Origin of the sequence: Pseudomonas fluorescens Q2-87 (assembly GCF_000281895.1) — a bacterium.
In the GTDB taxonomy this organism is placed as follows: Bacteria; Pseudomonadota; Gammaproteobacteria; order Pseudomonadales; family Pseudomonadaceae; genus Aquipseudomonas; species Aquipseudomonas fluorescens_S.
In genome coordinates this window covers 5,957,949-5,979,196 of the sequence record NZ_CM001558.1, presented here as the reverse complement: position 1 = coordinate 5,979,196, position 21,248 = coordinate 5,957,949, and the positions used below count along the sequence as shown (strand labels likewise).

Here is a 21,248-nt window from a genome sequence, read left to right as displayed (position 1 = left end):
TCAATCACGATACGTGGGGCTGTTGTATAGCACGGACGCGGTGGACGCAATTATTGGCGCGGGGGAGCACTGAATTCGGCGGTTATGTCGTTTTGCTTAGATGCTTATGCACAACGGAAAGGACGCTGTGGGCGACGTCTTACGATTTTGTGACCAGTTTCTCGTTTCGTCGCAAATGGCTGTTTTCATGGTTTTTTATCCATATGAACAAAAAATGACCAGCCTTGTTTTGGTCAGGAAATCATGAATTTCTTGGATCCAGCTGGATTTCATCAACAGAGTTATCCACAGGCTGTCAGGCCTTAGTGACGCTCTGCCAGCAGCATCAGGTTTCGAGGCGTCAGGGGCGTTTCGCAGAAGGTGCCAAGGCGAACCTCATAGCCTTTTTCCCTAAGGAAAAGTGCCCGGTCCAACACCAGCCAAAGCTCCAGGGGGCGTCGGAACAGGCCCCGTACCAGTTCCAGGTTGCGCACCTGGGCCAGGCGTTGTTGGCCTGCGGCTTCCAGCGCCACCCAATCAGGCGTGCCGACTGTGGATAAGTCTTTCAAGGCTGCCAGGTCGATGCAGTATTGGGCGAAGGATTTTTCCAGCCAGGCGCTGGGCAATGAAGGCGTGGGCAGGTAGTCATCGCGCCCCCGGATTTGCCGTTGCAACAGGTCAAACCCCAGGCGCCGAGACATGGATTGGTCCCGTTGCCTACGTATGCGGGCACCGGCGGTGACGGTTTCCGTCAGTGGCAGGCTCAGATCATCAAGGGAGAGTTGTAGGGCAGAGCCTTTGCCGGGGTCGGACAATGCCTGGTAACGCTCAGCGTTGATGCGGTTGTAGCAGCACGGGGCGATAGCCAACTGCGCGCAACCGGCGGCGCTCGCCAACTGCATGAGTCGCACATGCAGATCGCCGCAGGCATGCAGGGCGACGGGCGTGTGTTCAGGGCGTATCGCCTGGGCTGCATCCGCCGCCATCACGTCTTGCTGCAGGTGTACGGCGGGCAGGTGATGGTGTCGGCTCAGTTGCTCGCCGCTGGTGATCAGGGCCGGATCGTATTCCAGGCACGTCAGGCTTTGTGAACCGTGCACCAGGCGTCGCCCAAGGTGGCCTTTGCCGCCGCACCAGTCCAGCCAGTGGGTCGGTTCGTTGGCGAAGTGCAGGCGGCTGGCGAAGGCTTCGATCTGTTGCCATTTGCGCCCGGGCACGTCGACGTTGAGGCGATAGACAGGCGCTTCGAGGGTTCTGTCCGGCAATGCTGCGACAGCACTCAATGTACGGGAAGTTGCCGCCAGTTCAGGAAAGGGTGCTGGCGCGTCTTGAATCAACCAGGGTTGATGATGGTCGCTTTCCGCAGCCTCCAGTGAGCGCTGACGTAGCCATTGGGCCAGTTCCGGGTAGGAGGTTTCCCAGGGCAGGTGCAGATGGGTGAACGGGCGCGGTTTCCACAGCGCTTGATGCGCCGTGAGGAATGCGTCCAGCGCTGTGAAACGGGCCAGCAAGGCTGGGCCCGTCAGCACGCTGCCGTCAGCGTCCTTGGCAGGCATCGACGCGCAACCAGCGCTCCAGCTGCTTGAAGCCTTGCACCAACAGGAATGCCATCAACAGGTAGAACATGCCGGCTGCAAAGAAGAGCTCCACCGGCAGATAAGTCCGCGCAATGATCGTGCGGGCCATGCCGGTGAGTTCCAGCAGGGTCACGGTACTCGCCAGCGCGCTGGCCTTGAGCATCAGGATCACTTCGTTGCTGTAGGCCGGCAGGCCGATGCGCGCGGCGCGGGGCAGCATGATGTAGAACAGCGCCTTGGGCCGCGACATGCCCAGGGCCCGTGCGGCTTCGATCTCGCCACGGGGAATGGCCTGGATTGCGCCGCGCAGGATCTCGGCGATGTAGGCGGCAGTGTGCAGGGTCATGGTGGCGGTGGCACACCAGAACGGATCGCGCAGGTACGGCCACAACGCGCTGCTGCGCACGGCGTCGAATTGCGCCAGGCCGTAGTAGACGAGGAACAGCTGGACCAACAGCGGCGTGCCACGGAAAAAGAAAATGTAGGCATAGGGCAAGGCCCGCACGTACCACAGCCGCGAAGAACGGGCGATGCCCAGCGGGATCGCCAGCAGCAGGCCGGCAATCACGGCGATGGCTACCAGTTCCAGGGTGAGAGTGGCGCCTTGGGCCAGCTTCGGCAGCCACTTGATGATGACGTCCCAGTTCATTGGGTGCTCCTGGTAAATCCACGGGCGGCGCGTCGTTCCAGCAGGTGCATGCCGATCATGGCGAGTACAGTGAGGCCCAGGTACATGAACGCTGCCACCATGTAGAAGGTGAACGGTTGTTTGGACACGGTCACACCGATTTGCGCGTGGCGCATGATTTCTTCCAGGCCGATCACCGAGACCAGCGCGGTGTCTTTCATGAGGATCATGAACAGGTTGCCCAGGCCGGGCAGGGCGATGCGCCACATTTGCGGCATGATCAGCTTGGTGAAGATCCGCCACTTTGACAGGCCCAAGGCGACGCCGGCCTCACGGTGACCCTTGGGAATCGCCAGGATCGCGCCGCGAAACACTTCCGTGGCGTAGGCGCCAAAGCACAGGCCCAGGGCGATGACGCCGGCGGCGAAAGCGTTGAGGGCAAGCTCGGGATCGCCCAGGTATTCGCCCAAGGCGCGCATCAGATTGACGGTGCCGAAATAGATCAGCAGTACCCAGAGCAATTCCGGAATGCCGCGGACCAATGTCGAATAAGTGCCGCCAAGCCATTGCAGCGGCTTGTGCGGTGAGGTCTTGGCCAAGGCGCCAAGCAGACCGAGTACCAGCCCCAGGCACAGGGCCGAGAGCGCGAGTTTGACGGTCATCAGCGCGCCAGCGGCGAGCGCCGGGCCGAATCCGTAGAGATCGATCATCATGGGTGTGTGTTCATATCGCGGCAGGCTTTGCTAAGGGCCGGCGCAGCTGTGGAGCCGCACCGGCCAGGCACGTCAGGATCAATAGATGCTGAACGGGAAGTACTTGTCATTGATTTTCTTATAGGTGCCGTCGGCGACGATTTCCTTCAAAGCGGCATTCAATTTTTCGCGCAGAGGATCGCCCTTGCGCACGGCAATGGCGATCTTGTCGCCCTCTACCACCGGGTCACCCTTGAATTCGTAGGCACGGCCGGCTTCGGTTTTCAGCCAGTCGTAGTTCACATATTTGTCCGCCAGGATCGCGTCAAGGCGGCCGGAAGTCAGGTCGAGATAGGCGTTTTCCTGGGTGTCGTAGAGCTTGGCGGTAATATCGTCGCCCAGTTCGTCTTGCAGCCAAGTGCCGGCGAGGGTCGAGCGCTGTGCCCCGATAACCTTGCCTTTGAGAAAATCTTTATCGGTTTTGAATTCGACGTTTTTCGGCGCGATGAATTGCAGTTTGTTGGAGTAGTACGGGTCGGTGAAGTCCACGGCTTGCTTGCGCTCGTCGTTGACGGATAACGAAGAAATCAGGAAATCAAACTTCTTGGCCATCAGGGCCGGGATGATGCCGTCCCAGTCGGACGTGACCACTTCACATTCAACTTTCATCTTGGCGCACAGGGCGTCGCCAATGTCTTTGTCGAACCCGACGACTTGGCCGCTGGCGTCCTTGTTGTTGAATGGCGGGTAGGCCGCTTCGATGCCCATCTTCAGTTTGTCAGCGGCCGTGGCGCTGGCCGAAACGACCAGGCTGACGGCTGCGGCCAAAAGAAATTTCCTGTAGGTCTGCATGTGTACTGCTCCGTTAGCGGTTGCTGGACATGAATTGTTTGCAGCGCGCCGAAAGTGGGTTTTCAAAGACCTGCTGTGGCGATCCCTGCTCCTCGACCAGGCCTTGATGGAGGAACACCACCTCGCTGGAAACCTGGCGGGCAAAGCCCATTTCGTGGGTCACCAGCAGCATGGTGCGACCCTCTTCGGCCAAGGCGCGGATCACACTTAGTACTTCCTGGACCATTTCCGGGTCAAGGGCAGAAGTGGGCTCGTCGAACAGAATTACCTTGGGCTGCATCGCCAGGGTGCGGGCGATGGCCGCACGTTGCTGCTGGCCGCCGGACAGCTCGGCAGGATAGGCGTGGCGCTTGTCGGCGATGCCGACCTTGGCGAGCAGGGCTTCGGCCACTTCGACGGCTTCGGCCTTGCTCTGGCCAAGCACCCGGCGTGGGGCTTCGATGATGTTATCGAGCACGCTCATGTGCGGCCAAAGGTTAAAGTTTTGAAATACAAAACCGATCTCGCTGCGCATGCGATTGATCTGCCTGCCGTCGGCGGCCATCAGCTCACCGTTTTTTGCAGCCTTGAGCTTGAGCTCTTCGCCGGCCACCAGAATTTGCCCTTGGTTAGGGTTTTCCAGCAGGTTGATGCAGCGCAGGAACGTGGACTTGCCGGACCCGGATGAGCCCAGGATCGAGATCACATCGCCGTCACGGGCGGTCAGCGAGACGCCCTTGAGCACCTCAAGCTGTCCGTAGCGTTTGTGCAGGTTGCGGATTTCAAGCGCGGGCGTGGCCTGGGCCATGTGCGGTCCTCATGGTGTGTGCTCCCTTGCTGTTGGCTGCCTTCCGTGGCGAGGCGGCCAAGCTAGCATGCGTCCGAATGGCAGCCAACAGCGCTACGGGCGGTAAACCGGTGATGTGTGGCAGGTTGTCGCATCGGCACAGCAGTCTGTCGCGCCATCAACAACCGAACGGCCGTTTGAACCGTATTTACCGGTGAAAAGCCCGGGGAGTCGCGTAAAAAAAGGCGCGATGGTGCCAGCTTTGGACGGGGGTTGGAAGGGTTAACCGGATGAGCGTGCCACAATCAAAAGTCTGTTGGGTTATTCGGGAGCATCCTCGAGATCCCACAGTATTTTGAGAACCTCTTTGAAACTGGCTCGTACAGTTTCGAAATCCGTCTGTACTTCAGGGCTGTGAAGCCAATGCTCCGCTGCTTCCTGATCAATGTCGTCAGCCCACCTTCGGTAAGCGACCAGGGTATTTTCGGCCAGAGTCTGGACCGCCATGGCTTCGTTTTCAGCATTTTCATTATGCAGCAGCTCGGGCTGTTCATTCGTCATTGCAAGGAGTAGTCCGATCATCCTGACCATCATGTCAATGCGCCCCGACTCTTCTTCGGCGTCGTGCATCTCATAAAACAACGACAAGAAGTCTCTTGGGCGTTCTGCGAATTCGTCGTGCAGGGCATCCATTACATATGGATCGTCGTATTCGGGAAGACCAAACGTGGTGGCAGCAGGTTTTGTACGACTGACGCGTATTTGCTTGGCTTTTGCTTTTGCGCGCTTGGCGCGTTTCTGTTGCTTGTTCGCGGAGGCCATGGGCGTGGTTCCGTTATCTATTGAACAAAAATCGATAAAGCCTGTGGAAGCGGGCTTGCTCGCGATAGCGGTAGAGCAGCCAACGAAGAGCTGAGGTTGATGGCCTCATCGTGAGCAAGCTCACTCCCACAGGGGCGATGGAGCTGTTTTCTAACGCCATGCTACCTAAGTTACAACCCTGGCGTTGCCACAGTAATCCTATTCTCGATGCGCGGTCCGGGGTGGTACTGAGCGTGGATTCGATTATCAGGAATAGTCCCAATCGATCTAAACCTTAACGCGCAATGGTGCTCCAAAAAGAACTCATGTGAGTTGTTTCCAGAACCTGGAGTCCTCGCCATGAAGCTCATTCATTATTTTGTATTACCTTTCATCGCCATCAGTATCCTGCTGTTCCCCATCGGGCTCAATGCCACCAACCTAGCGCCCATAGACAACACAGGTGTCCAGGTCCAGCCCATGCAGCAGAACGGTATCAGCTACCTGTCCGGCGGGATTGGTGAGGATGAAGCCCGGGCAATCGGGCAGGCCCAGGGCTACAACCTGCACATGACCTTCGCGGTCGGGCCGGAAAACAAATACATCCCGGATGTGGATGTCGTCGTCCAGACTGCATCAGGGCAGACGCTACTAACGCTCAGCGACGCGGGGCCGCTCGTATATGTCCAACTGCCGCCGGGCAAGTACACCGTGCTGGCGAAGCGCAACGGTGAGGAGCGGCGCGACACCGCCGAAGTTGGCAGCGGCGCTGCACGCAACCTGGTGTTCCATTGGAACGGCGACGAATAACCGGTCGGCTTATTCGCCGGCGGGCTCTTTCATGGACTGACGATACCGGTCCAATGCTTCGCTGAAGTCCTTGATGAACTCCGGCGTGCTGAGCCAGCGCTGTGCCGTCTCGCGGTCCATTTCATCGACCCACATGCGGTAGTCCACCAGCATGTCGGCGGCCAGGTTGGTCGCCGCCATGCTTTCGTTCTCGGCGTTTTTCAGATCGAGCAGCCCTGGGCGTTCGCTGATCATCACGCTCAGCGAGGCGAGCAACGTGTCGAGCATTTCGCTGCGGCTGATGGCTTCGGCTTCGCGCAGCTTGGCGAACAGTTCCAGCACATAGACCGGAGGCTGGGCGGTGGCGTAGGCCGGGTCACCGTACATCGGGGTGGATTTACGCCCGGTCATGCGGATCTGCTTGGCTTTGTCTTTGGCGCGCTTGGCGCGTTTTTGCTGTTTGTTCAGTGAGGCCATTGGGCTTCGGTTTCCAATTGTTGAAGGGGCGGCGCACGGCTCAGTCGATTTTCGGCACAGTGAAGCGGAACTCGCTGCCCTGGCCTGGCTGGCTTTCGGCGTGCAGTTTACCGCCATGAGCCTGGACAATCCCCTTGGAAATCTACAAACCTGGCCCGGTTGTCATGTGCTCAAGCCGTGCCCGTTCACGGTCCAGCTCGGTGCGCAGTTCTTCTTCCGTGGGGAGCACCAGCTTGTACTGGCTGGCGAATAACTGCTCATTGCCCAGCAATACCGAATAACGCATCACCGATTCGTCTTTCTGGGCACAGAGAATGATGCCGACGGTGGGTTTGTCTTCGGGGCTGCGTTTGAGATCTTCGTAGAGGCGCACGTACATATCCATTTGCCCGATGTCTTGGTGGCTCAGTTCGCCACGCTTGAGGTCGACGATGACAAAGCACTTGAGCAGGTAGTTGTAGAAGACCAGGTCGACGTAGAAATCTTTGCTTTCGGTGCTGATGCGTTGTTGACGAGCGATGAAGGCGAAGCCTTTGCCCAGCTCCAGAAGAAAACCCTGCAGTTGGTCGATCAGGGCCTGTTCCAGTTCTGTTTCCAGGACGATGCCGGCATTGGGTAGGCCGAGGAACTCCAGAACTACCGGATCCCTGACGATATCCCTGGGGCCGAGGTTCAATTCCCTCGTGTTGACCACAGCCTCCTGCTCCACCGCCGGCCGGTCGCGGCTGGTGAGCAGACGTTCGTAATAGAAGGTGCCGATCTGGCGTTCGAGGGCGCGGGTGGACCAGTTTTGGATGACCACTTCTTTCATGTACCAGCGCCGGGCGTCGTCGTGCTCCACGCGCAAAAGCGTGCGGTAATGGGTCCAACTCAATTCGGTACGCACTGCGTCCCAAATCGGGAATTTCTGATAAAAGTCTCGCATGTGACGCAGGTTGCGTTCATCAAACCCCTTGCCAAACCGAGCCGTCAGCACCTTCGCCAGCGACGGCAGCAGGCGTTTTCCATACGCCGCTCGTTCAGCCCCGCCCTGTTCGAATTCAATGATGTGTCGCCCGATCTGCCAGCACGTCTGTACTTGGAGCGTATCAACGGCGCGCAGGACCTTCTGGCGAGCCTGGCGGATCAGTTCGCCGAGCTCGGTGATCAGTGGCGCGAGTTGTGGGTCATCCTGAGGCGAAATAGAAGTCATCGATGCGTCCAGCCATTAAAGGGGGCGGACCCAAAGCATGCTCCAGAGGCATTTTCGATGATGCAGGACGGGGCTGATTGGCTTGGAGGAAATATAGGTAGTCAACGCAGGATGGGGATGACGCCGCTATATGTCGCTTGAACCTGGTTTGTAGGAGTTATCCCAGCAGCGTGTCGTCCACCGCAAGCGCCCCCCGCCAAAAAGTGTCTGGCGGGACGACGCTCAGGCCTAGCCTTGCGCCAGCGCCTGGGAGGCGGCCACATAATCGGCCTGGAATTGCTTGCTCTCGACCCAGTCCAGCGCGGTCTGCTCATCGACGCCTTTGGTCATGCGCCGGTATTCGATCAGGGTGGTAATGATGAAATCAGTGGCTTCTTCTTCGCCTTCCTGCTCCAACACCAGCGCCAGCAGAGGATGCCCCAGGAAAACCGCACACATGGCCTGTTGGCTGATCTTTTCGGCTGCGTTCATGACCTGGAACAGTTCCGACAGATCCACCGTCTCCAGATCGATGCGCTCATCGTTCGGGTCCAGGAAATCGTTCGGCGCAGCGGCGCGTTGAATCCGGTTTTTCTTGGCTTTCGCCTTGGCGCGCTGGTTGCGTTTCTGCTGTTTGTCCGCCGATGACATGAGTCGATTCCTGGCATGTAAATAAGGCCATCTATCCTACAGCTTCACGGCCGACGCTTCGAACCTCAATCCACCACGAACAAGGTTGCGCCCAGCTCGGTGGAAGATCGATGAGGCTCGGCCTGGTCGGCCACTTGATAGCTCATGCCAGCCTTGAGCACGAACTGCCGCCCATCCTCCAATTCCGTGTGCAGCTCGCCTTTCAGGCAAAACAGGATGTGCCCCTTGGTGCACCAGTGATCGGCCAGATACCCCGCCGTATATTCCACCATCCGCACCCGGATGTTCCCGAACTGCCGGGTGCGCCAGTAAGCGGTTCCGGTAACGCCCTTGTGTTCGGTGGGCTCGATGGTTGACCAATCGGTGGTGCCAAAGGGGATGCCGGTGATGTCCATGTCGACTCGTCTGTAGGGAAAGGGGAGCAACATGAGGGAATGTAACTGAGTCGGTTGGGCAGAGGAAGAACTCGCCGGAAGAGGAAGCTTTGGCTGCCTTCCTTTCCACTCTTTGATGGCGTCTAAACACTGTCTTGGAGTTTGGTTTGATGAGCTATCCAGTCCTGGATGTAACTCAAGACTTGCTGGGTTCCCTCCTCTGTTTCTACCAATTCAATGGGCCGTTGGCCATCTAGATGGCTATTCGGTTGTTCCATCCATTTGAACGCCTTGCCACGATCACCTCGGATTGGGATTGCCAGCTTGAGGACCTGATGAAGTAGATCAGGACGGGGATACCAGGATTCGGGCTTAACCGTCGCTTTTCGCCCGGGAATTACTCGGGGGAGCTGGCATGCCGCGAGCTCTGCACGAGTGATATGGGTTCGCACCCAATGAGCTGATTCGGCCAGTTCGGTATTGGGGATTCGTTCGTGATTTGTCGTTGGAATGACTACGCCCACCCGGACAGGGGTGTAGCTACGAATCATCTGAAGGGCTGGGGCGATATCCGTGTCGTTCGTGACGAAAACAGCATGATCGATCTCCCCAGTCATTGCGTCGTGATAGGCCTGTAGAGACAGGTTTACGTCACTCTGCTTTTCCTCAACTTTCCAGGCCTGGATTTCTTCACATTCACGAGGCGCGCGATTTGGGTGGCTGGCATCGACAACTTTCACCTTCATCTTGTTGACCGCGTAATAGCCCTCCACCAAGTCAATACGGTTGCCGTATAGCTTGCGTAGAGCAGTGTGATAGCGGGCTTGGGATGAAACCGAGTCAGGTGCTCGCGCCACGGTTTCGATGATTTTGGCTGTAAAGAATTTTATCGAGGGGCAGGCGAGCAGGGCTGATTGCCTGACGAGGTTGTTAGTGTCCTTGACCAGCACTGATGGCAAAAGGTGCTTTTCAAAAAGTGACAGCAGGTCGAGCCATTTGTAGGAGGTTCCCTTCAGGCAACCGTAGTAGAAATTATAGCCATCGATGTAAATACGAGTGCGCAGAGGTTCGAAATCGGGCACTCGCTGCATATCCCTTGCTCCAGAAATGAAAAAACCGGCTTGCGCCGGCTTTTTCCCCCTCCAACCAGATGGACATGCCACACCGGTCACGAGGGTTAGTTGTTGGGCGCAGTATTACGCAGATTCTGCGTGTGACGCAAACTCTCGCTGCGTGTGGCGCAAAAAGGCGATCCCAAATGGGAGAGCCCGTCGGATCAGCGTGGAGAAAGGTTAATCGCTCACGATGCGGCGATCAAAGGCGGAAACGAGCCGCAACACTTCTGCCGACTGATCTATAGGGGGGCGGCCTAAAAGAGATCAGTCGCCATTGCAAGAAACCGCAGGCAATAAAAAACCCCGATCAATTTCTTGATCGGGGTTTTCGGTATTTGGTGCCCAGAGACGGAATCGAACCGCCGACACGGGGATTTTCAATCCCCTGCTCTACCGACTGAGCTATCTGGGCAACGGGGCGCATTAAACGGGTTTTTCAGGGGGGCGTCAAGCATGATTTCAAAAAATATTTAATTATTACCGTCGGTTACGATCCGCCCCGGCCTGAACCACTTATTCGGACGGCGGCACGTAGCCTTCGGCCTTGGCGTATTCTTCGCCGGAAAAGAACTTGTCCATTTCGCCCTGAAGGTACTTGCGGTCTTCGGCGTTCATCATGTTCAGGCGCTTTTCGTTGATCAGCAGGGTCTGGTGTTTTTGCCAGTCGCCCCAGGCCTTGGCCGAGACGTTGTCGTAGATGTCCTGGCCCTTGGCACCCGGGAATGGTGCGCGTTCCAGGCCTTCGAGTTGTTCTTTGTACTTGCGGCACATGATGGTGCGGGTCATTGCAACTCTCCTGCGTTCAATACGGCGACCGCGCGTTCGAGCAAGGTTTTGACCGGGGCGGCAAGGCCCAGGCGCGGCGGGGTGGCGAGGTTATACCAGAGCCAGTCGGCCTCGGCCACGTGATGAGCGGTTTCCCGGACCCGGACCAGCCAGGGTTCGATCGCCAACTGGAAGTGGCTGAAGGTGTGTACCAGGCTCGGCATTTCTTGCTGCCTGCCCAGCTCCAGCGAGTGTTGCAGGGCCAGGTGCTGCAGGTCGTCGAGGTCGTCGAGTTCCGGCAGGCTCCACAAGCCGCCCCACAAACCGGTGGAAGGGCGACGGTAAAGCAGGATCGCGCCTTCGTGGTTGGCGAGCATTGGCATCAGGGTGCGTTTTTTCGGTACGTCCTTGCGTGGCTTGGGAATCGGGTAGCGCGTTTCCAGGCCCAGCATGTGGGCCTCGCAGCCTTGTTTCAGCGGGCAGAGCAGGCAGCTGGGCTTGCTGCGGGTGCAGAGCGTTGCTCCCAGGTCCATCATCGCCTGGGTGTAGGCGTTGACGCGATCCTGGGGCGTGAAGCGCTCGGCGGTGGCCCAGAGCTGTTTGGCGACCTTGGGCTCGCCCGGGTAGCCTTCCTGGGCGGTGAAGCGTGCCAGGACCCGCTTGACGTTGCCGTCGAGGATCGGCGCCCGCAGGCCCATGCTGATGCTGGCAATGGCCCCGGCAGTGGATAGACCGATCCCCGGCAGCTCGGTGAGTTTTTCCACGTCCCGGGGAAACTCCCCTCCGTACTGCTCGACCACGATTTTCGCGGTTTTTTGCAGGTTGCGCGCCCGGGTGTAGTAGCCCAGCCCGGTCCACAGGTGCAGCACTTCATCCTCCGGCGCGGCGGCCAGGGCTTCGACGGTGGGCAGCGAGGCCATGAACCGGTCGAAGTAATTGAGCACGGTGCTGACCTGGGTCTGCTGCAACATGATTTCCGAGACCCACACCCGATACGGGTTGATGCCTTGTTGCCACGGCAAGTCATGACGCCCGTGGCGGTCGAACCAGTCCAGTACGGCGCTGGAAAACTGCTCGGCCCTCATCGCTTGAATAACCCCTTGAGCGCATTTTTCAGTTCGGGGCTGACCTTGTCGCCGAGTTTTTCATCGATCTTGTCGCCGAGACGGTCGCCGGCCAGTTTCGCCGCGACCTTGCCCAGCCCATCGTTGTCCAGGCGGCATGCCTTCGCACCCAACTCCAGCGGGCCACGGCAGCGCAACGGCCATTCGATATCGACGTAGCGTTCGTTGACCTGGCAGGCGGGGTCGGGCATGTCGCTCTTGTCGCCTTCGACGATGACGCCGACGCGATAGTCCATGCCCAGGACCCGCAGGTCGATGTCGCCGTTACCGTTGACCCTCATGCCGGGGACGCGGACTTTCAGGTCGGGGTTGCTGGCGACGCCATTATGGAAGGTGAGGTTGCCATCGAGTTGCTGGAACGGCGTGTCCTTGCCTCGGGGTTCGCCACTGAGGGCTTGGCGATTCAGGGTGGCGATGCCTTTGCACAGTTGCTGCTCAAGGTTTGCATTGAGCAGCATGCCATCGTTGATGACGAACCCGGCGTTGCCGTTGAGGCTGTCGATCAGCGCCTTCTGGCTATTGCCGCTGGCGGTTACCGCGCTGTTGAGCGTGACCAGTCCTTTGACCGGCGGATTCTTGCCTTGGCTTTCGATGATTTTTTCGGCTGGCACCCGGTTGATGCGGGTTTGCAGGCTCAACTGCGGTGTGGGCTGGCGCACGTCCAGCGTGCCCTTGGCTTCGAAGTTGCCGCCATACAGATCGCCTCGCAGGTTTTCCAAGGTCAACAAACCGGCAAGGCCTGTCGCCTTGAGCGCGGCGTTCTGGATCGCAAGCTTGTCGAGGGTCAGTTGACCGAAAGTCAGGTCGGCATCGAGGTCCAGCTTGCTCAGGCGCTCCACCGGAAACAGCCGGTCATTGCTCCACGCACCCTGGGTCGGGGCGCTGGGCAGCGGTGTGCTGCCGGCGCCCGCCATGGCACTGGCTTCGGTGTTGCTGACTTCGGCCTCACGGGCCGCCTTGGAGCTGTCGGCTTCGGCGGATTTCGGCGGCAAGTAGCGGTCGACGTTGAAGGTGTCGGCCTTGAGCTGCGCGCGCAGGGACTGCTTGGCAAAATCCTCCACGGCAATGCGACCGCTGAAGCTGCTGTCGTCGATCTTCAGGTTGATGTCATTGAAGTCGACGCTGGTCGGCGTGCCGGCAATGCGGGTGACCAATTCGACTTTGCTCAGGCTGCCTTCGGCCATGGCGGGCAGTTTCTGGCCGACACTGTCAACGAAGTTCGCCAGGTCGAACGGGGCGATGGACAATCCACCGTTCAGTTGTGGTGTCTTGTCGAGGTCGTTGACCTTCAGTTCGCCCAAGGCGCGCAACTGATTGAGCGACAGCTTGACGCCGGTCCATTCGGCGACGTTGGCCGCTTTATCCAGGAACAATTGACCCTGGGCGGCGAAATTCAGGGTCTTGCCCTGCAACGGGTCGCCCGTGGCTTCGCCAGACAGTTTCAGGTCTTCGAACTTGTAGCGTTGCAAGGCGCGCTCGAAGCGCAGTTCACCGGTGACTTCGGTGCGCACGCGCACGGCCGGTTGGCTGCTGGACAGGAATGCGGTGAGGGTGACCGGGATGTTGGTGGAATCATGGACCGGGCCAGTGCTCAGCTGGATGCTTTCGGCAGTGAGCAGCTTGCCGGTGCGCTCGTCGGTATATTCGACCCGGGCGTTATTCACGGTCAGGCTGTCGATGTCCAAGCGGGTCGGCTGGGCCGGTTTCTCCGCTGGGGGGCTGGCAGGTGGGGCTGGCTGTTCGGCTGGTGCTGGCGTGTTCGCGGTCGTCGCAGCCGTGGGCACCTTGCCGATGTCTTCCCAGTTGCCGTGACCGTTTTTGTCACGGTTCAGGCGCAGGTTCAGGCCTTCGACCCGGACATCGCTCATCTGTACTTCCCGGCGCAACAGCGGTATCACCCGCACCGAAAGGCCAAGCATCTGCAAGTCGGCGAAAGGCTGTGTCGGATTGGCCAGGGTGGCTACGCTGGCGTCGTGCAATTCCAGACCCAGCCATGGAAACAGGCTCCAGCCGATGTCGCCATTGAGGGTCAGCTCAATGTGGGCTTTATCGCGGGCTATCTGGCGGATCTCTTCTTTGTAGTCGTTGGGATCGAACAGATGGGTCAGGGCAAAGCCCAGGGCCACAATGATCAGCAACAGCCCGAGAAGTACCAGACCCAGGATTTTGCCGAACGCTTTCATGGGCGAATCCTTACAGGTTGAGTTCAAAATTTGCCTGGGAGTATAACGCCGGCAATTGATGGAGCGTTGGGTCATCGTTTTCCAGCGCCGTTCCACAATCACCTGAAAAACAGCTCTATATTGCAAAGGCCGGAAAAATAAACAGCTGGCCCCCTATAGAAAATGGCCAACGGCGCGATAAGACGAATGACACAAAAAACGTGATAGCACTTTGGTTTTTCTGTCACGGGCAAATGGTAACCTTTACTCGTTCGCACGTCTTTCTGCGACTTGACGTCGCACCAATATGGAGCTTCACCTAAAAATACAGCCATGCCTGCGTGCAAATAAGGTTGAGGGTGATGCGTGGCTGGCGAACCATTCTAATAACTGGGGGATACACAAATGAGCACGAGCATTATGGCGGGCGGCGTCGCCGACCAGCCTGCGTTCCTCTCCAAGGAACGCATCATCGCCAAGCCTGGCTTCAACCGGTGGCTGGTTCCGCCGGCTGCACTGGCTATCCACCTTTGCATCGGCATGGCCTATGGCTTCTCGGTGTTCTGGTTGCCGCTGTCCAAAGCCTTGGGCGTCACCAAGCCTGTGGCCTGCGCACCGGACATGAGCTTCATCTCGCAAGTCTTTTCATCCCAGTGTGACTGGCCGATCTCGATGCTCGGCTGGATCTACACCCTGTTCTTCATCTTCCTGGGCTGCTCGGCAGCCATTTGGGGTGGCTGGCTGGAACACGCCGGGCCGCGCAAGGCTGGCGTTGTATCGGCATTGTGCTGGTGCGGTGGCCTGCTGATTTCCGCGCTGGGTATCTATACCCACCAGATCTGGCTGATGTGGGTCGGTTCCGGGGTCATCGGTGGTATCGGCTTGGGCCTGGGCTACATCTCGCCAGTGTCGACGCTGATCAAGTGGTTCCCGGACAAGCGCGGCATGGCGACCGGCATGGCGATCATGGGCTTTGGCGGCGGTGCGATGGTCGGTGCTCCGCTGGCCGCAGCGCTGATGAGCCACTTCGCCTCGCCGACTGGCGTGGGCGTATGGCAGAGCTTCCTGGTCATGGCCGCGATCTACTTCGTGTTCATGATCGGTGGCGCCTTGTCGTACCGCGTCCCGCCGACCGGCTGGAAGCCTGAAGGCTGGACCCCGGCGCCGAAGAAAGCCGCGAACGCGATGATCACCCATCGCCACGTTCACGTGAACGTCGCCTGGAAAACCCCGCAGTTCCGTCTGGTATGGCTGGTGCTGTGCCTGAACGTATCGGCCGGTATCGGCATCCTGGGCATGGCTTCGCCACTGTTGCAGGAAGTGTTCGGCGGCAAACTGCTCGGCAACGACCTGCCGTTCGGTCAGTTGGACGCTACACAGCTGGGCCAGATCGCGGCCATCGCGGCCGGTTTCACGGGTCTGCTGAGCCTGTTCAACATCGGTGGCCGGTTCTTCTGGGCGTCGTTCTCGGATTACCTGGGCCGCAAAAACACTTATTTCGTGTTCTTCGCCCTGGGCTTTGCCTTGTATGCGCTGATCCCGAACCTGGGGCACCTGGGCAGCGTCGCGCTGTTCGTGGCCGCGTTCTGCATCATCCTGTCGATGTACGGCGGCGGTTTCGCCACCGTGCCGGCCTACCTGGCGGACCTGTTCGGTACGCAAATGGTCGGCGCGATCCACGGTCGCTTGCTGACCGCATGGGCTGCGGCAGGCGTGTTGGGTCCGGTATTGGTCAACTACTTGCGTGAGTATCAATTGAGCATCGGTGTGGAACGTGCCGCGGCCTATGACATCACCTTGTACATCCTTGCCGGCCTGCTGGTATTGGGCTTCCTGTGCAATCTGCTGGTTCGCCCGGTCGCCGACAAGTACTTCATGACCGACGCCGAACTGGCCGCCGAACAGGCGCTGGGTCATGACAAGGGTGCCGACAGCACTACCTCTCTGGAATGGAAAGCCGCACCGGGCACCAAGCCCCTGGCAATCGCCGCCTGGCTGGTGGTGGGCATTCCGTTGGCGTGGGGCGTGTGGGTGACCCTGCAGAAGACCGCGGTGCTGTTCCACTAAAAACTTGCCCTGACCCGTCGGGCCAGGGCAAACCCTGTGGGAGCGGGCTTGCTCGCGAAAGCGGTGGGTCAGTCGGCACTTATGTTGACTGACACGCCCTCTTCGCGAGCAAGCTCGCTCCCACAGTTGTTTTAGGTGAAGGCAAATACTTGTATGCACATGTCTATCGCCGCCGACACGGCGTTCAGCCCGTCAGTGAGTCACCTCTTTTGTTTCTGTTTGCCGCTCGCGCCCCTATAATGGCTGCCTTTTTCGCCCAATGATTTTGCGGAGCTGGTGATGGCCGAACGTAAGGCGTCTGTCGAGCGCGACACTCTGGAAACCCAGATCAAAGCCTCGATCAACCTGGATGGCACCGGAAAGGCCCGATTCGATATCGGCGTGCCTTTTCTTGAGCACATGCTGGACCAGATCGCCCGTCACGGGCTGATCGACCTGGATATCGTCAGCAAGGGCGACCTGCATATCGACGACCACCACACGGTGGAAGACGTTGGCATCACCCTGGGACAAGCTTTTACCAAAGCCATCGGCGACAAAAAAGGCATCCGGCGTTACGGCCATGCCTATGTGCCGCTCGATGAAGCGCTGTCGCGCGTGGTCATCGACTTCTCCGGTCGTCCGGGCCTGCAAATGCATGTGCCGTATACCCGCGCCACCGTAGGCGGCTTCGATGTCGACCTGTTCCAGGAATTTTTCCAGGGCTTCGTCAATCACGCCAACGTGACCTTGCACATCGATAACCTGCGCGGGCACAACACCCATCACCAGATCGAAACCGTGTTCAAGGCTTTCGGCCGCGCGCTGCGCATGGCCGTGGAGCTCGATGACCGCATGGCCGGGCAAATGCCTTCGACCAAGGGCGTCCTGTAATGCAGACGGTCGCGGTTATCGATTACGGCATGGGTAACCTGCACTCGGTGGCCAAGGCCCTCGAGCATGTGGGCGCCGGCAAGGTGCTGATCACCAGCGACGCCGACGTGATTCGCGAAGCCGACCGGGTGGTGTTTCCTGGGGTGGGTGCGATTCGCGATTGCATGGCCGAGATTCGTCGCCTGGGTTTCGACAAGCTCGTCCACGAGGTCAGCCAGGACCGTCCGTTCCTCGGCATTTGCGTGGGCATGCAAGCCTTGCTCGAACGCAGCGAAGAGAACGACGGCGTTGATTGCATCTCCCTGTTCCCGGGCCAGGTGAAGTTTTTCGGCAAGGGCCTGCATGAAGATGGCGAGCACCTGAAAGTCCCGCACATGGGCTGGAATGAAGTGAAGCAGACGGTGGATCACCCGCTGTGGCACAACATTCCGGACCTGGCGCGCTTCTATTTCGTGCACAGCTACTACATCGCGGCCGGCAATGCGCGGCAGGTGGTGGGCAGCGGTCACTATGGCGTCGATTTCGCCGCGGCCCTGGCCGACGGTTCGCGCTTCGCCGTGCAGTTCCACCCCGAGAAGAGCCATACACACGGCTTGCAACTGCTGCAAAACTTCGCGGCGTGGGACGGTCGCTGGTAATGGCTCGCAAGAAACCGCCGATCCTCACCCTCACGCCCGAGCAGGAGAGTGAGGCGAACCGCAAGATCCAGCGGTTCATGGAGGAACGTTTCGAACTGGACCTGGGTTCGTTCGAAGCGGCGGAAATTCTTGACTTGTTTACCCGCGAAATCGCGCCGCACTATTACAACAGGGCGATTTTCGACGTGCAGACGCACCTTAAAGAAAGGTTCGAAAGCATTGAAAGCGACTTGTGGGCGCTCGAGAAAAATTGATTTTCGAGCCAAGCTGAATATTCGTATTTGAAGGTTTGCCAGATGCTGATTATCCCCGCTATCGATCTCAAGGACGGCGCTTGCGTACGTCTGCGCCAGGGCCGCATGGAAGACTCCACGGTGTTTTCCGATGACCCGGTGAGCATGGCCGCCAAGTGGGTGGAGGGCGGCTGCCGTCGCCTGCATCTGGTTGACCTGAACGGCGCCTTTGAAGGGCAACCGGTCAACGGTGAAGTCGTCACGGCCATCGCCAAGCGTTATCCGAACCTGCCGATCCAGATCGGTGGCGGTATTCGCTCGCTGGAAACCATCGAGCACTACGTCAAGGCCGGCGTGAGCTACGTGATCATTGGCACCAAGGCCGTGAAAGAGCCCGAGTTCGTCGCCCAAGCCTGCCGCGCCTTCCCGGGCAAGGTCATCGTTGGTCTCGATGCGAAGGACGGTTTCGTCGCCACCGACGGCTGGGCTGAAGTCAGCACCGTTCAGGTGATCGACCTGGCCAAGCGTTTCGAGGCCGACGGCGTGTCTGCCATCGTCTACACCGACATCGCCAAGGACGGCATGATGCAGGGCTGCAACGTTCCGTTCACCGCCGCCCTGGCCGCCGCCACGAAGATCCCGGTCATCGCTTCCGGCGGTATCCACAACCTGGGTGACATCAAGGCGCTGCTCGACGCCAGGGCCCCGGGCATCATTGGTGCGATCACCGGTCGCGCGATCTACGAAGGCACCCTGGACGTCGCCGAGGCCCAGGCCTTCTGCGATTCCTACAAAGGCTGAGGACTCACCATGGCGCTGGCCAAACGCATCATCCCTTGCCTGGACGTGGACAACGGCCGGGTGGTCAAGGGTGTGAAGTTCGAGAACATCCGTGACGCCGGCGATCCGGTGGAGATCGCCCGTCGCTACGACGAGCAGGGCGCGGACGAGATTACCTTCCTCGACATCACGGCCAGCGTCGACGGCCGTGATACCACGCTGCATACCGTCGAGCGCATGGCCAGCCAGGTGTTCATCCCGCTGACTGTGGGCGGTGGCGTGCGCACCGTGCAGGACATCCGCAACCTGCTCAACGCCGGTGCGGACAAGGTCTCCATCAACACCGCGGCGGTGTTCAACCCCGAGTTCGTCGGCGAAGCGGCCCAGCACTTCGGCTCGCAATGCATTGTGGTGGCCATCGATGCGAAGAAGGTTTCCGGACCGGGCGAAACCCCGCGCTGGGAAATCTTCACCCACGGCGGCCGCAAGCCCACGGGCCTCGACGCTGTTGAATGGGCGAAGAAGATGGAAGGCCTGGGCGCCGGTGAAATCCTGCTCACCAGCATGGACCAGGACGGCATGAAAAACGGTTTCGACCTGGGCGTCACTCGCGCCATCAGCGATGCGCTGGGCATCCCGGTCATCGCCTCCGGCGGCGTCGGCAACCTGCAGCATTTGGCCGACGGGATTATCGAAGGCCACGCCAGCGCGGTCCTGGCGGCGAGCATCTTCCACTTCGGCGAATACACCGTGCCGGAAGCCAAGGCCTACATGGCTCATCGCGGTATCTGCGTTCGCTGACCGCTGGACACCATGGCGGGCCCAAGGCACTCTTGGGCACACCATGGATTGCGGTAGCCCGACATGCTCAAACGCCTCGTTCTCGCCTTCGCCGGTGCCTCGTTGCTGCTCGCTGGCGCCGCCCGCGCCGCTGATACATCGCTGGTGTTGCTGACGGAAAACTTCCCGCCATACAACATGGCCAAGAACGGCAAGAACTTCGCCCAGGACGAAAACATCCATGGCATCGCCGTGGACATCGTCCGCGAGATATTCAAGCGCGCCGACATCACCTACAGCCTGACGCTGCGTTTCCCCTGGGAGCGGATCTACAAGCTCGCCCTGGAAAACCCCGGCTATGGCGTTTTCGTGATGGCCCGATTGCCAGAGCGCGAGAAACTCTTCAAATGGGTTGGCCCCATTGGTCCGGACGATTGGGTCATGCTGGCCAAGGCCGACAGCCAGATTTCCCTCGATTCGCTGGAGCAGGCGCGCAGATTCAAGATCGGCGCCTACAAGGGCGACGCGATTGCCGAGACATTGGCTAAGCAGGGATTGAAGCCGATTGTCGTGCTACGCGACCAGGACAATGCGAAGAAGCTGGTCAATGGCCAGATCGACCTCTGGGCAACCGGTGACCCGGCCGGACGTTACCTGGCGCGTCAGGAAGGGGTGAGTGACCTCAAGACGGTGCTGCGATTCAACAGCGCCGAGCTGTACCTGGCGCTGAACAAGGACGTGCCCGACGACGTGGTCGCTCGCCTTCAAACGGCCCTGGATGCGCTGCGCAAGGAAGGTGCAGTGGATGCGATCATGGCGCGGTATCTCTGAGCGCTGGATCGGTACTAGATACACAAACCTGTGGGAGCGGGCTTGCCCGCGAAAGCGGTGGGTCAGCTTGCAGAAATATTGAATGTGCCGCCGTCATCGCGAGCAGGCTCGCTCCCACAGGGGATCTGCTGTGAACACAAATCTTGCGCCCGATGCAGAACTACTGTGGGAGCGGGCTTGCCCGCGAAAGCGGTGGGTCAGCTTGCAGAGATATTGAATGTGCCGCCGTCATCGCGAGCAGGCTCGCTCCCACAGGGGATCTGCTGTGAACACAAATCTTGCGCCCGATGCAGAACTACTGTGGGAGCGAGCTTGCTCGCGATGGCGGCGGCATGGTTATCGCGGTCGATAAACCCCATCTTTCCCATGTCCGGCCATCGCCTGATTGCTGCGCAAGCTGATCATCGACTTGATGTCGATCCACTCGACGCCCTGGGCCTTGAGCCGGGGCAGCTCGCGTTCGAGCACCGCGAGGGTTTGCGGGTAGGGATGGCCGATCATCACTGCCGAGCCCTGTCGGCGGGCCAGGTCGATGGCGGTCTGGAGCTGGTGGGCGATGGCGGCTTCGGTGCGTTCGTCATCCAGGAACACATCCCGCGAGACGCTGGCCAGGCCAATCTTCTGCGCCTCGGCGGCGGCGACGGTCTGGGCGCTGGTGCGGCTGTCGACGAAAAACTTGTGGCGCTGCTGCAAATTCGCCATCAGCCACGCCATCGCGTCTGGTTGGGCCGTCATGCGGCTGCCCATGTGGTTGTTGATTCCGCTGGTGTAGGGCACGGCGGCAAACGCGGCGTCGAGGCGCTTGCCCAATTCTTCGATGGACAGTTCCGGATGCCAGGCGAACGGCCCGGTCGCGGGGTCCATGGGCATGTGCAGCATGACCAGTTTGCCGGCGCGATGGGCTTCGCGGGCGAATTCGGCGGCGTGGGGTGTGTCGGGCATGATCGCGGCGGTGACCGGCCCGGGCAGGGCCAGTACTCGTCTGTCCCGGGGCAGGTTTTGCCCCAGGTCATCGATGATCAGGCTCAGGTAAGCCTTGTGCGGCGAGGAGGGTGCGGCGGGCGCCGCGTTAACGGCCCCCGCCAGCAGGCACAACAGGACGAAGGTAAAACGCAGGCCCATC

Annotated in this window: 23 protein-coding genes and 1 tRNA gene; 8 read left to right on the top strand and 16 right to left on the bottom strand. The window is 59.6% G+C overall.

Features of this window, described 5'->3' with window-relative positions; genetic code table 11:
- Positions 1-302: 302 nt before the first annotated feature.
- The 6 genes from PFLQ2_RS01540 to PFLQ2_RS01565 all read right to left on the bottom strand — a co-directional run bounded on the left by PFLQ2_RS01540 (position 303) and on the right by PFLQ2_RS01565 (position 5,316).
- On the bottom strand, positions 303-1,535 hold the full coding sequence (locus PFLQ2_RS01540) for a methyltransferase (RefSeq protein WP_003186767.1): 1,233 nt from the start codon (positions 1,533-1,535) through the stop codon (positions 303-305).
- Positions 1,516-2,205, bottom strand: coding sequence for an ABC transporter permease (locus PFLQ2_RS01545; RefSeq protein WP_003186766.1), 690 nt, complete (start codon positions 2,203-2,205; stop codon positions 1,516-1,518). The genes PFLQ2_RS01540 and PFLQ2_RS01545 overlap by 20 nt, the downstream gene beginning before the upstream one ends.
- Positions 2,202-2,897: an ABC transporter permease gene (locus tag PFLQ2_RS01550; protein WP_003186765.1), complete on the bottom strand. Its 696-nt coding sequence runs from the start codon at positions 2,895-2,897 to the stop codon at positions 2,202-2,204. Before PFLQ2_RS01550 ends, PFLQ2_RS01545 begins: the two co-directional genes overlap by 4 nt.
- A gap of 78 nt (positions 2,898-2,975) precedes the next feature.
- The gene (locus PFLQ2_RS01555; RefSeq protein WP_003186764.1) at positions 2,976-3,728 is read right to left on the bottom strand and encodes an ABC transporter substrate-binding protein; all 753 of its coding nucleotides are present in this window, start codon (positions 3,726-3,728) and stop codon (positions 2,976-2,978) included.
- A gap of 13 nt (positions 3,729-3,741) precedes the next feature.
- The gene (locus PFLQ2_RS01560) at positions 3,742-4,515 is read right to left on the bottom strand and encodes an ABC transporter ATP-binding protein (RefSeq protein ID WP_003186763.1); all 774 of its coding nucleotides are present in this window, start codon (positions 4,513-4,515) and stop codon (positions 3,742-3,744) included.
- A 300-nt stretch (positions 4,516-4,815) separates the two neighbouring features.
- Positions 4,816-5,316 carry a hypothetical protein gene (locus PFLQ2_RS01565; RefSeq protein ID WP_003186762.1) on the bottom strand — a complete coding sequence of 167 codons (501 nt, stop codon included), beginning with the start codon at positions 5,314-5,316 and terminating at the stop codon, positions 4,816-4,818.
- 339 nt (positions 5,317-5,655) lie between these two features.
- Between PFLQ2_RS01565 and PFLQ2_RS01570 the strand changes: the two genes are divergently transcribed.
- A complete protein-coding gene (locus PFLQ2_RS01570; RefSeq protein WP_003186761.1) occupies positions 5,656-6,105 on the top strand; it encodes a hypothetical protein in 450 nt (149 codons plus the stop codon).
- Positions 6,106-6,114: 9 nt separating this feature from the next.
- Here PFLQ2_RS01570 and PFLQ2_RS01575 read toward each other — a convergent pair whose 3' ends face one another.
- The 9 genes from PFLQ2_RS01575 to PFLQ2_RS01615 form a co-directional block, all read right to left on the bottom strand.
- Complete coding sequence (locus tag PFLQ2_RS01575) at positions 6,115-6,561, bottom strand: hypothetical protein (RefSeq protein ID WP_003186760.1); 447 nt, start codon at positions 6,559-6,561, stop codon at positions 6,115-6,117.
- A 142-nt stretch (positions 6,562-6,703) separates the two neighbouring features.
- Positions 6,704-7,753: a PDDEXK nuclease domain-containing protein gene (locus tag PFLQ2_RS01580; RefSeq protein WP_003186759.1), complete on the bottom strand. Its 1,050-nt coding sequence runs from the start codon at positions 7,751-7,753 to the stop codon at positions 6,704-6,706.
- Between the two features lie 228 nt (positions 7,754-7,981).
- Positions 7,982-8,383 carry a hypothetical protein gene (locus tag PFLQ2_RS01585; RefSeq protein ID WP_003186758.1) on the bottom strand — a complete coding sequence of 134 codons (402 nt, stop codon included), beginning with the start codon at positions 8,381-8,383 and terminating at the stop codon, positions 7,982-7,984.
- Between the two features lie 65 nt (positions 8,384-8,448).
- Entirely contained in the window at positions 8,449-8,778 is a 330-nt protein-coding gene (locus tag PFLQ2_RS01590; RefSeq protein WP_003186757.1) for a DHCW motif cupin fold protein, read from the bottom strand.
- A gap of 122 nt (positions 8,779-8,900) precedes the next feature.
- Complete coding sequence (locus PFLQ2_RS01595) at positions 8,901-9,848, bottom strand: antitoxin Xre/MbcA/ParS toxin-binding domain-containing protein (RefSeq protein WP_003186756.1); 948 nt, start codon at positions 9,846-9,848, stop codon at positions 8,901-8,903.
- A 360-nt stretch (positions 9,849-10,208) separates the two neighbouring features.
- Positions 10,209-10,284: transfer RNA gene (locus tag PFLQ2_RS01600), tRNA-Phe, on the bottom strand.
- Positions 10,285-10,385: 101 nt separating this feature from the next.
- Complete coding sequence (locus tag PFLQ2_RS01605; RefSeq protein WP_003186755.1) at positions 10,386-10,658, bottom strand: oxidative damage protection protein; 273 nt, start codon at positions 10,656-10,658, stop codon at positions 10,386-10,388.
- Entirely contained in the window at positions 10,655-11,722 is a 1,068-nt protein-coding gene (mutY, locus tag PFLQ2_RS01610) for an A/G-specific adenine glycosylase (protein WP_003186754.1), read from the bottom strand. Before mutY ends, PFLQ2_RS01605 begins: the two co-directional genes overlap by 4 nt.
- Positions 11,719-13,944, bottom strand: coding sequence for an AsmA family protein (locus PFLQ2_RS01615; protein WP_003186753.1), 2,226 nt, complete (start codon positions 13,942-13,944; stop codon positions 11,719-11,721). The genes mutY and PFLQ2_RS01615 overlap by 4 nt, the downstream gene beginning before the upstream one ends.
- 384 nt (positions 13,945-14,328) lie before the next feature.
- On the opposite strand from PFLQ2_RS01615, the gene PFLQ2_RS01620 reads away from it, so the two are divergent.
- The 7 genes from PFLQ2_RS01620 (at position 14,329) to PFLQ2_RS01650 (ending at position 20,125) form a co-directional block, all read left to right on the top strand.
- Positions 14,329-15,990, top strand: a complete 1,662-nt coding sequence (locus tag PFLQ2_RS01620) for an OFA family MFS transporter (protein WP_003186752.1) — start codon at positions 14,329-14,331, stop codon at positions 15,988-15,990.
- A 279-nt stretch (positions 15,991-16,269) separates the two neighbouring features.
- Complete coding sequence (gene hisB / locus PFLQ2_RS01625; protein ID WP_003186751.1) at positions 16,270-16,863, top strand: imidazoleglycerol-phosphate dehydratase HisB; 594 nt, start codon at positions 16,270-16,272, stop codon at positions 16,861-16,863.
- Positions 16,863-17,501: an imidazole glycerol phosphate synthase subunit HisH gene (gene hisH, locus PFLQ2_RS01630; RefSeq protein WP_003186750.1), complete on the top strand. Its 639-nt coding sequence runs from the start codon at positions 16,863-16,865 to the stop codon at positions 17,499-17,501. The genes hisB and hisH overlap by 1 nt, the downstream gene beginning before the upstream one ends.
- A complete protein-coding gene (locus tag PFLQ2_RS01635; protein ID WP_003186749.1) occupies positions 17,501-17,755 on the top strand; it encodes a DUF2164 domain-containing protein in 255 nt (84 codons plus the stop codon). The genes hisH and PFLQ2_RS01635 overlap by 1 nt, the downstream gene beginning before the upstream one ends.
- Before the next feature lie 42 nt (positions 17,756-17,797).
- Positions 17,798-18,535 (top strand): 1-(5-phosphoribosyl)-5-[(5-phosphoribosylamino)methylideneamino]imidazole-4-carboxamide isomerase, encoded by a 738-nt coding sequence (gene hisA, locus PFLQ2_RS01640; protein ID WP_003186748.1) that lies wholly within the window; start codon positions 17,798-17,800, stop codon positions 18,533-18,535.
- A 9-nt stretch (positions 18,536-18,544) separates the two neighbouring features.
- Complete coding sequence (hisF, locus tag PFLQ2_RS01645; RefSeq protein WP_003186747.1) at positions 18,545-19,315, top strand: imidazole glycerol phosphate synthase subunit HisF; 771 nt, start codon at positions 18,545-18,547, stop codon at positions 19,313-19,315.
- A 63-nt stretch (positions 19,316-19,378) separates the two neighbouring features.
- On the top strand, positions 19,379-20,125 hold the full coding sequence (locus PFLQ2_RS01650; RefSeq protein ID WP_003186745.1) for a substrate-binding periplasmic protein: 747 nt from the start codon (positions 19,379-19,381) through the stop codon (positions 20,123-20,125).
- A gap of 336 nt (positions 20,126-20,461) precedes the next feature.
- Here PFLQ2_RS01650 and PFLQ2_RS01655 read toward each other — a convergent pair whose 3' ends face one another.
- Positions 20,462-21,247, bottom strand: a complete 786-nt coding sequence (locus PFLQ2_RS01655) for a divergent polysaccharide deacetylase family protein (RefSeq protein ID WP_003186744.1) — start codon at positions 21,245-21,247, stop codon at positions 20,462-20,464.
- Position 21,248: the final 1 nt, after the last annotated feature.

What these genes read in the sequence shown, in the direction of transcription:
- PFLQ2_RS01585 (WP_003186758.1), bottom strand. Translation starts at nt 8,383, where the DNA reads ATGTCATCGGCGGACAAACAGCAGAAACGCAACCAGCGCGCCAAGGCG.
- PFLQ2_RS01550 (WP_003186765.1), bottom strand. Translation starts at nt 2,897, where the DNA reads ATGATGATCGATCTCTACGGATTCGGCCCGGCGCTCGCCGCTGGCGCG.
- PFLQ2_RS01580 (WP_003186759.1), bottom strand. Translation starts at nt 7,753, where the DNA reads ATGACTTCTATTTCGCCTCAGGATGACCCACAACTCGCGCCACTGATC.
- PFLQ2_RS01575 (WP_003186760.1), bottom strand. Translation starts at nt 6,561, where the DNA reads ATGGCCTCACTGAACAAACAGCAAAAACGCGCCAAGCGCGCCAAAGAC.
- PFLQ2_RS01560 (WP_003186763.1), bottom strand. Translation starts at nt 4,515, where the DNA reads ATGGCCCAGGCCACGCCCGCGCTTGAAATCCGCAACCTGCACAAACGC.
- PFLQ2_RS01570 (WP_003186761.1), top strand. Translation starts at nt 5,656, where the DNA reads ATGAAGCTCATTCATTATTTTGTATTACCTTTCATCGCCATCAGTATC.
- hisA (WP_003186748.1), top strand. Translation starts at nt 17,798, where the DNA reads ATGCTGATTATCCCCGCTATCGATCTCAAGGACGGCGCTTGCGTACGT.
- PFLQ2_RS01540 (WP_003186767.1), bottom strand. Translation starts at nt 1,535, where the DNA reads ATGCCTGCCAAGGACGCTGACGGCAGCGTGCTGACGGGCCCAGCCTTG.
- PFLQ2_RS01635 (WP_003186749.1), top strand. Translation starts at nt 17,501, where the DNA reads ATGGCTCGCAAGAAACCGCCGATCCTCACCCTCACGCCCGAGCAGGAG.
- PFLQ2_RS01620 (WP_003186752.1), top strand. Translation starts at nt 14,329, where the DNA reads ATGAGCACGAGCATTATGGCGGGCGGCGTCGCCGACCAGCCTGCGTTC.
- mutY (WP_003186754.1), bottom strand. Translation starts at nt 11,722, where the DNA reads ATGAGGGCCGAGCAGTTTTCCAGCGCCGTACTGGACTGGTTCGACCGC.
- PFLQ2_RS01555 (WP_003186764.1), bottom strand. Translation starts at nt 3,728, where the DNA reads ATGCAGACCTACAGGAAATTTCTTTTGGCCGCAGCCGTCAGCCTGGTC.
- PFLQ2_RS01605 (WP_003186755.1), bottom strand. Translation starts at nt 10,658, where the DNA reads ATGACCCGCACCATCATGTGCCGCAAGTACAAAGAACAACTCGAAGGC.
- PFLQ2_RS01650 (WP_003186745.1), top strand. Translation starts at nt 19,379, where the DNA reads ATGCTCAAACGCCTCGTTCTCGCCTTCGCCGGTGCCTCGTTGCTGCTC.
- hisF (WP_003186747.1), top strand. Translation starts at nt 18,545, where the DNA reads ATGGCGCTGGCCAAACGCATCATCCCTTGCCTGGACGTGGACAACGGC.
- PFLQ2_RS01565 (WP_003186762.1), bottom strand. Translation starts at nt 5,316, where the DNA reads ATGGCCTCCGCGAACAAGCAACAGAAACGCGCCAAGCGCGCAAAAGCA.
- hisH (WP_003186750.1), top strand. Translation starts at nt 16,863, where the DNA reads ATGCAGACGGTCGCGGTTATCGATTACGGCATGGGTAACCTGCACTCG.
- PFLQ2_RS01655 (WP_003186744.1), bottom strand. Translation starts at nt 21,247, where the DNA reads ATGGGCCTGCGTTTTACCTTCGTCCTGTTGTGCCTGCTGGCGGGGGCC.
- PFLQ2_RS01595 (WP_003186756.1), bottom strand. Translation starts at nt 9,848, where the DNA reads ATGCAGCGAGTGCCCGATTTCGAACCTCTGCGCACTCGTATTTACATC.
- hisB (WP_003186751.1), top strand. Translation starts at nt 16,270, where the DNA reads ATGGCCGAACGTAAGGCGTCTGTCGAGCGCGACACTCTGGAAACCCAG.
- PFLQ2_RS01590 (WP_003186757.1), bottom strand. Translation starts at nt 8,778, where the DNA reads ATGGACATCACCGGCATCCCCTTTGGCACCACCGATTGGTCAACCATC.
- PFLQ2_RS01615 (WP_003186753.1), bottom strand. Translation starts at nt 13,944, where the DNA reads ATGAAAGCGTTCGGCAAAATCCTGGGTCTGGTACTTCTCGGGCTGTTG.
- PFLQ2_RS01545 (WP_003186766.1), bottom strand. Translation starts at nt 2,205, where the DNA reads ATGAACTGGGACGTCATCATCAAGTGGCTGCCGAAGCTGGCCCAAGGC.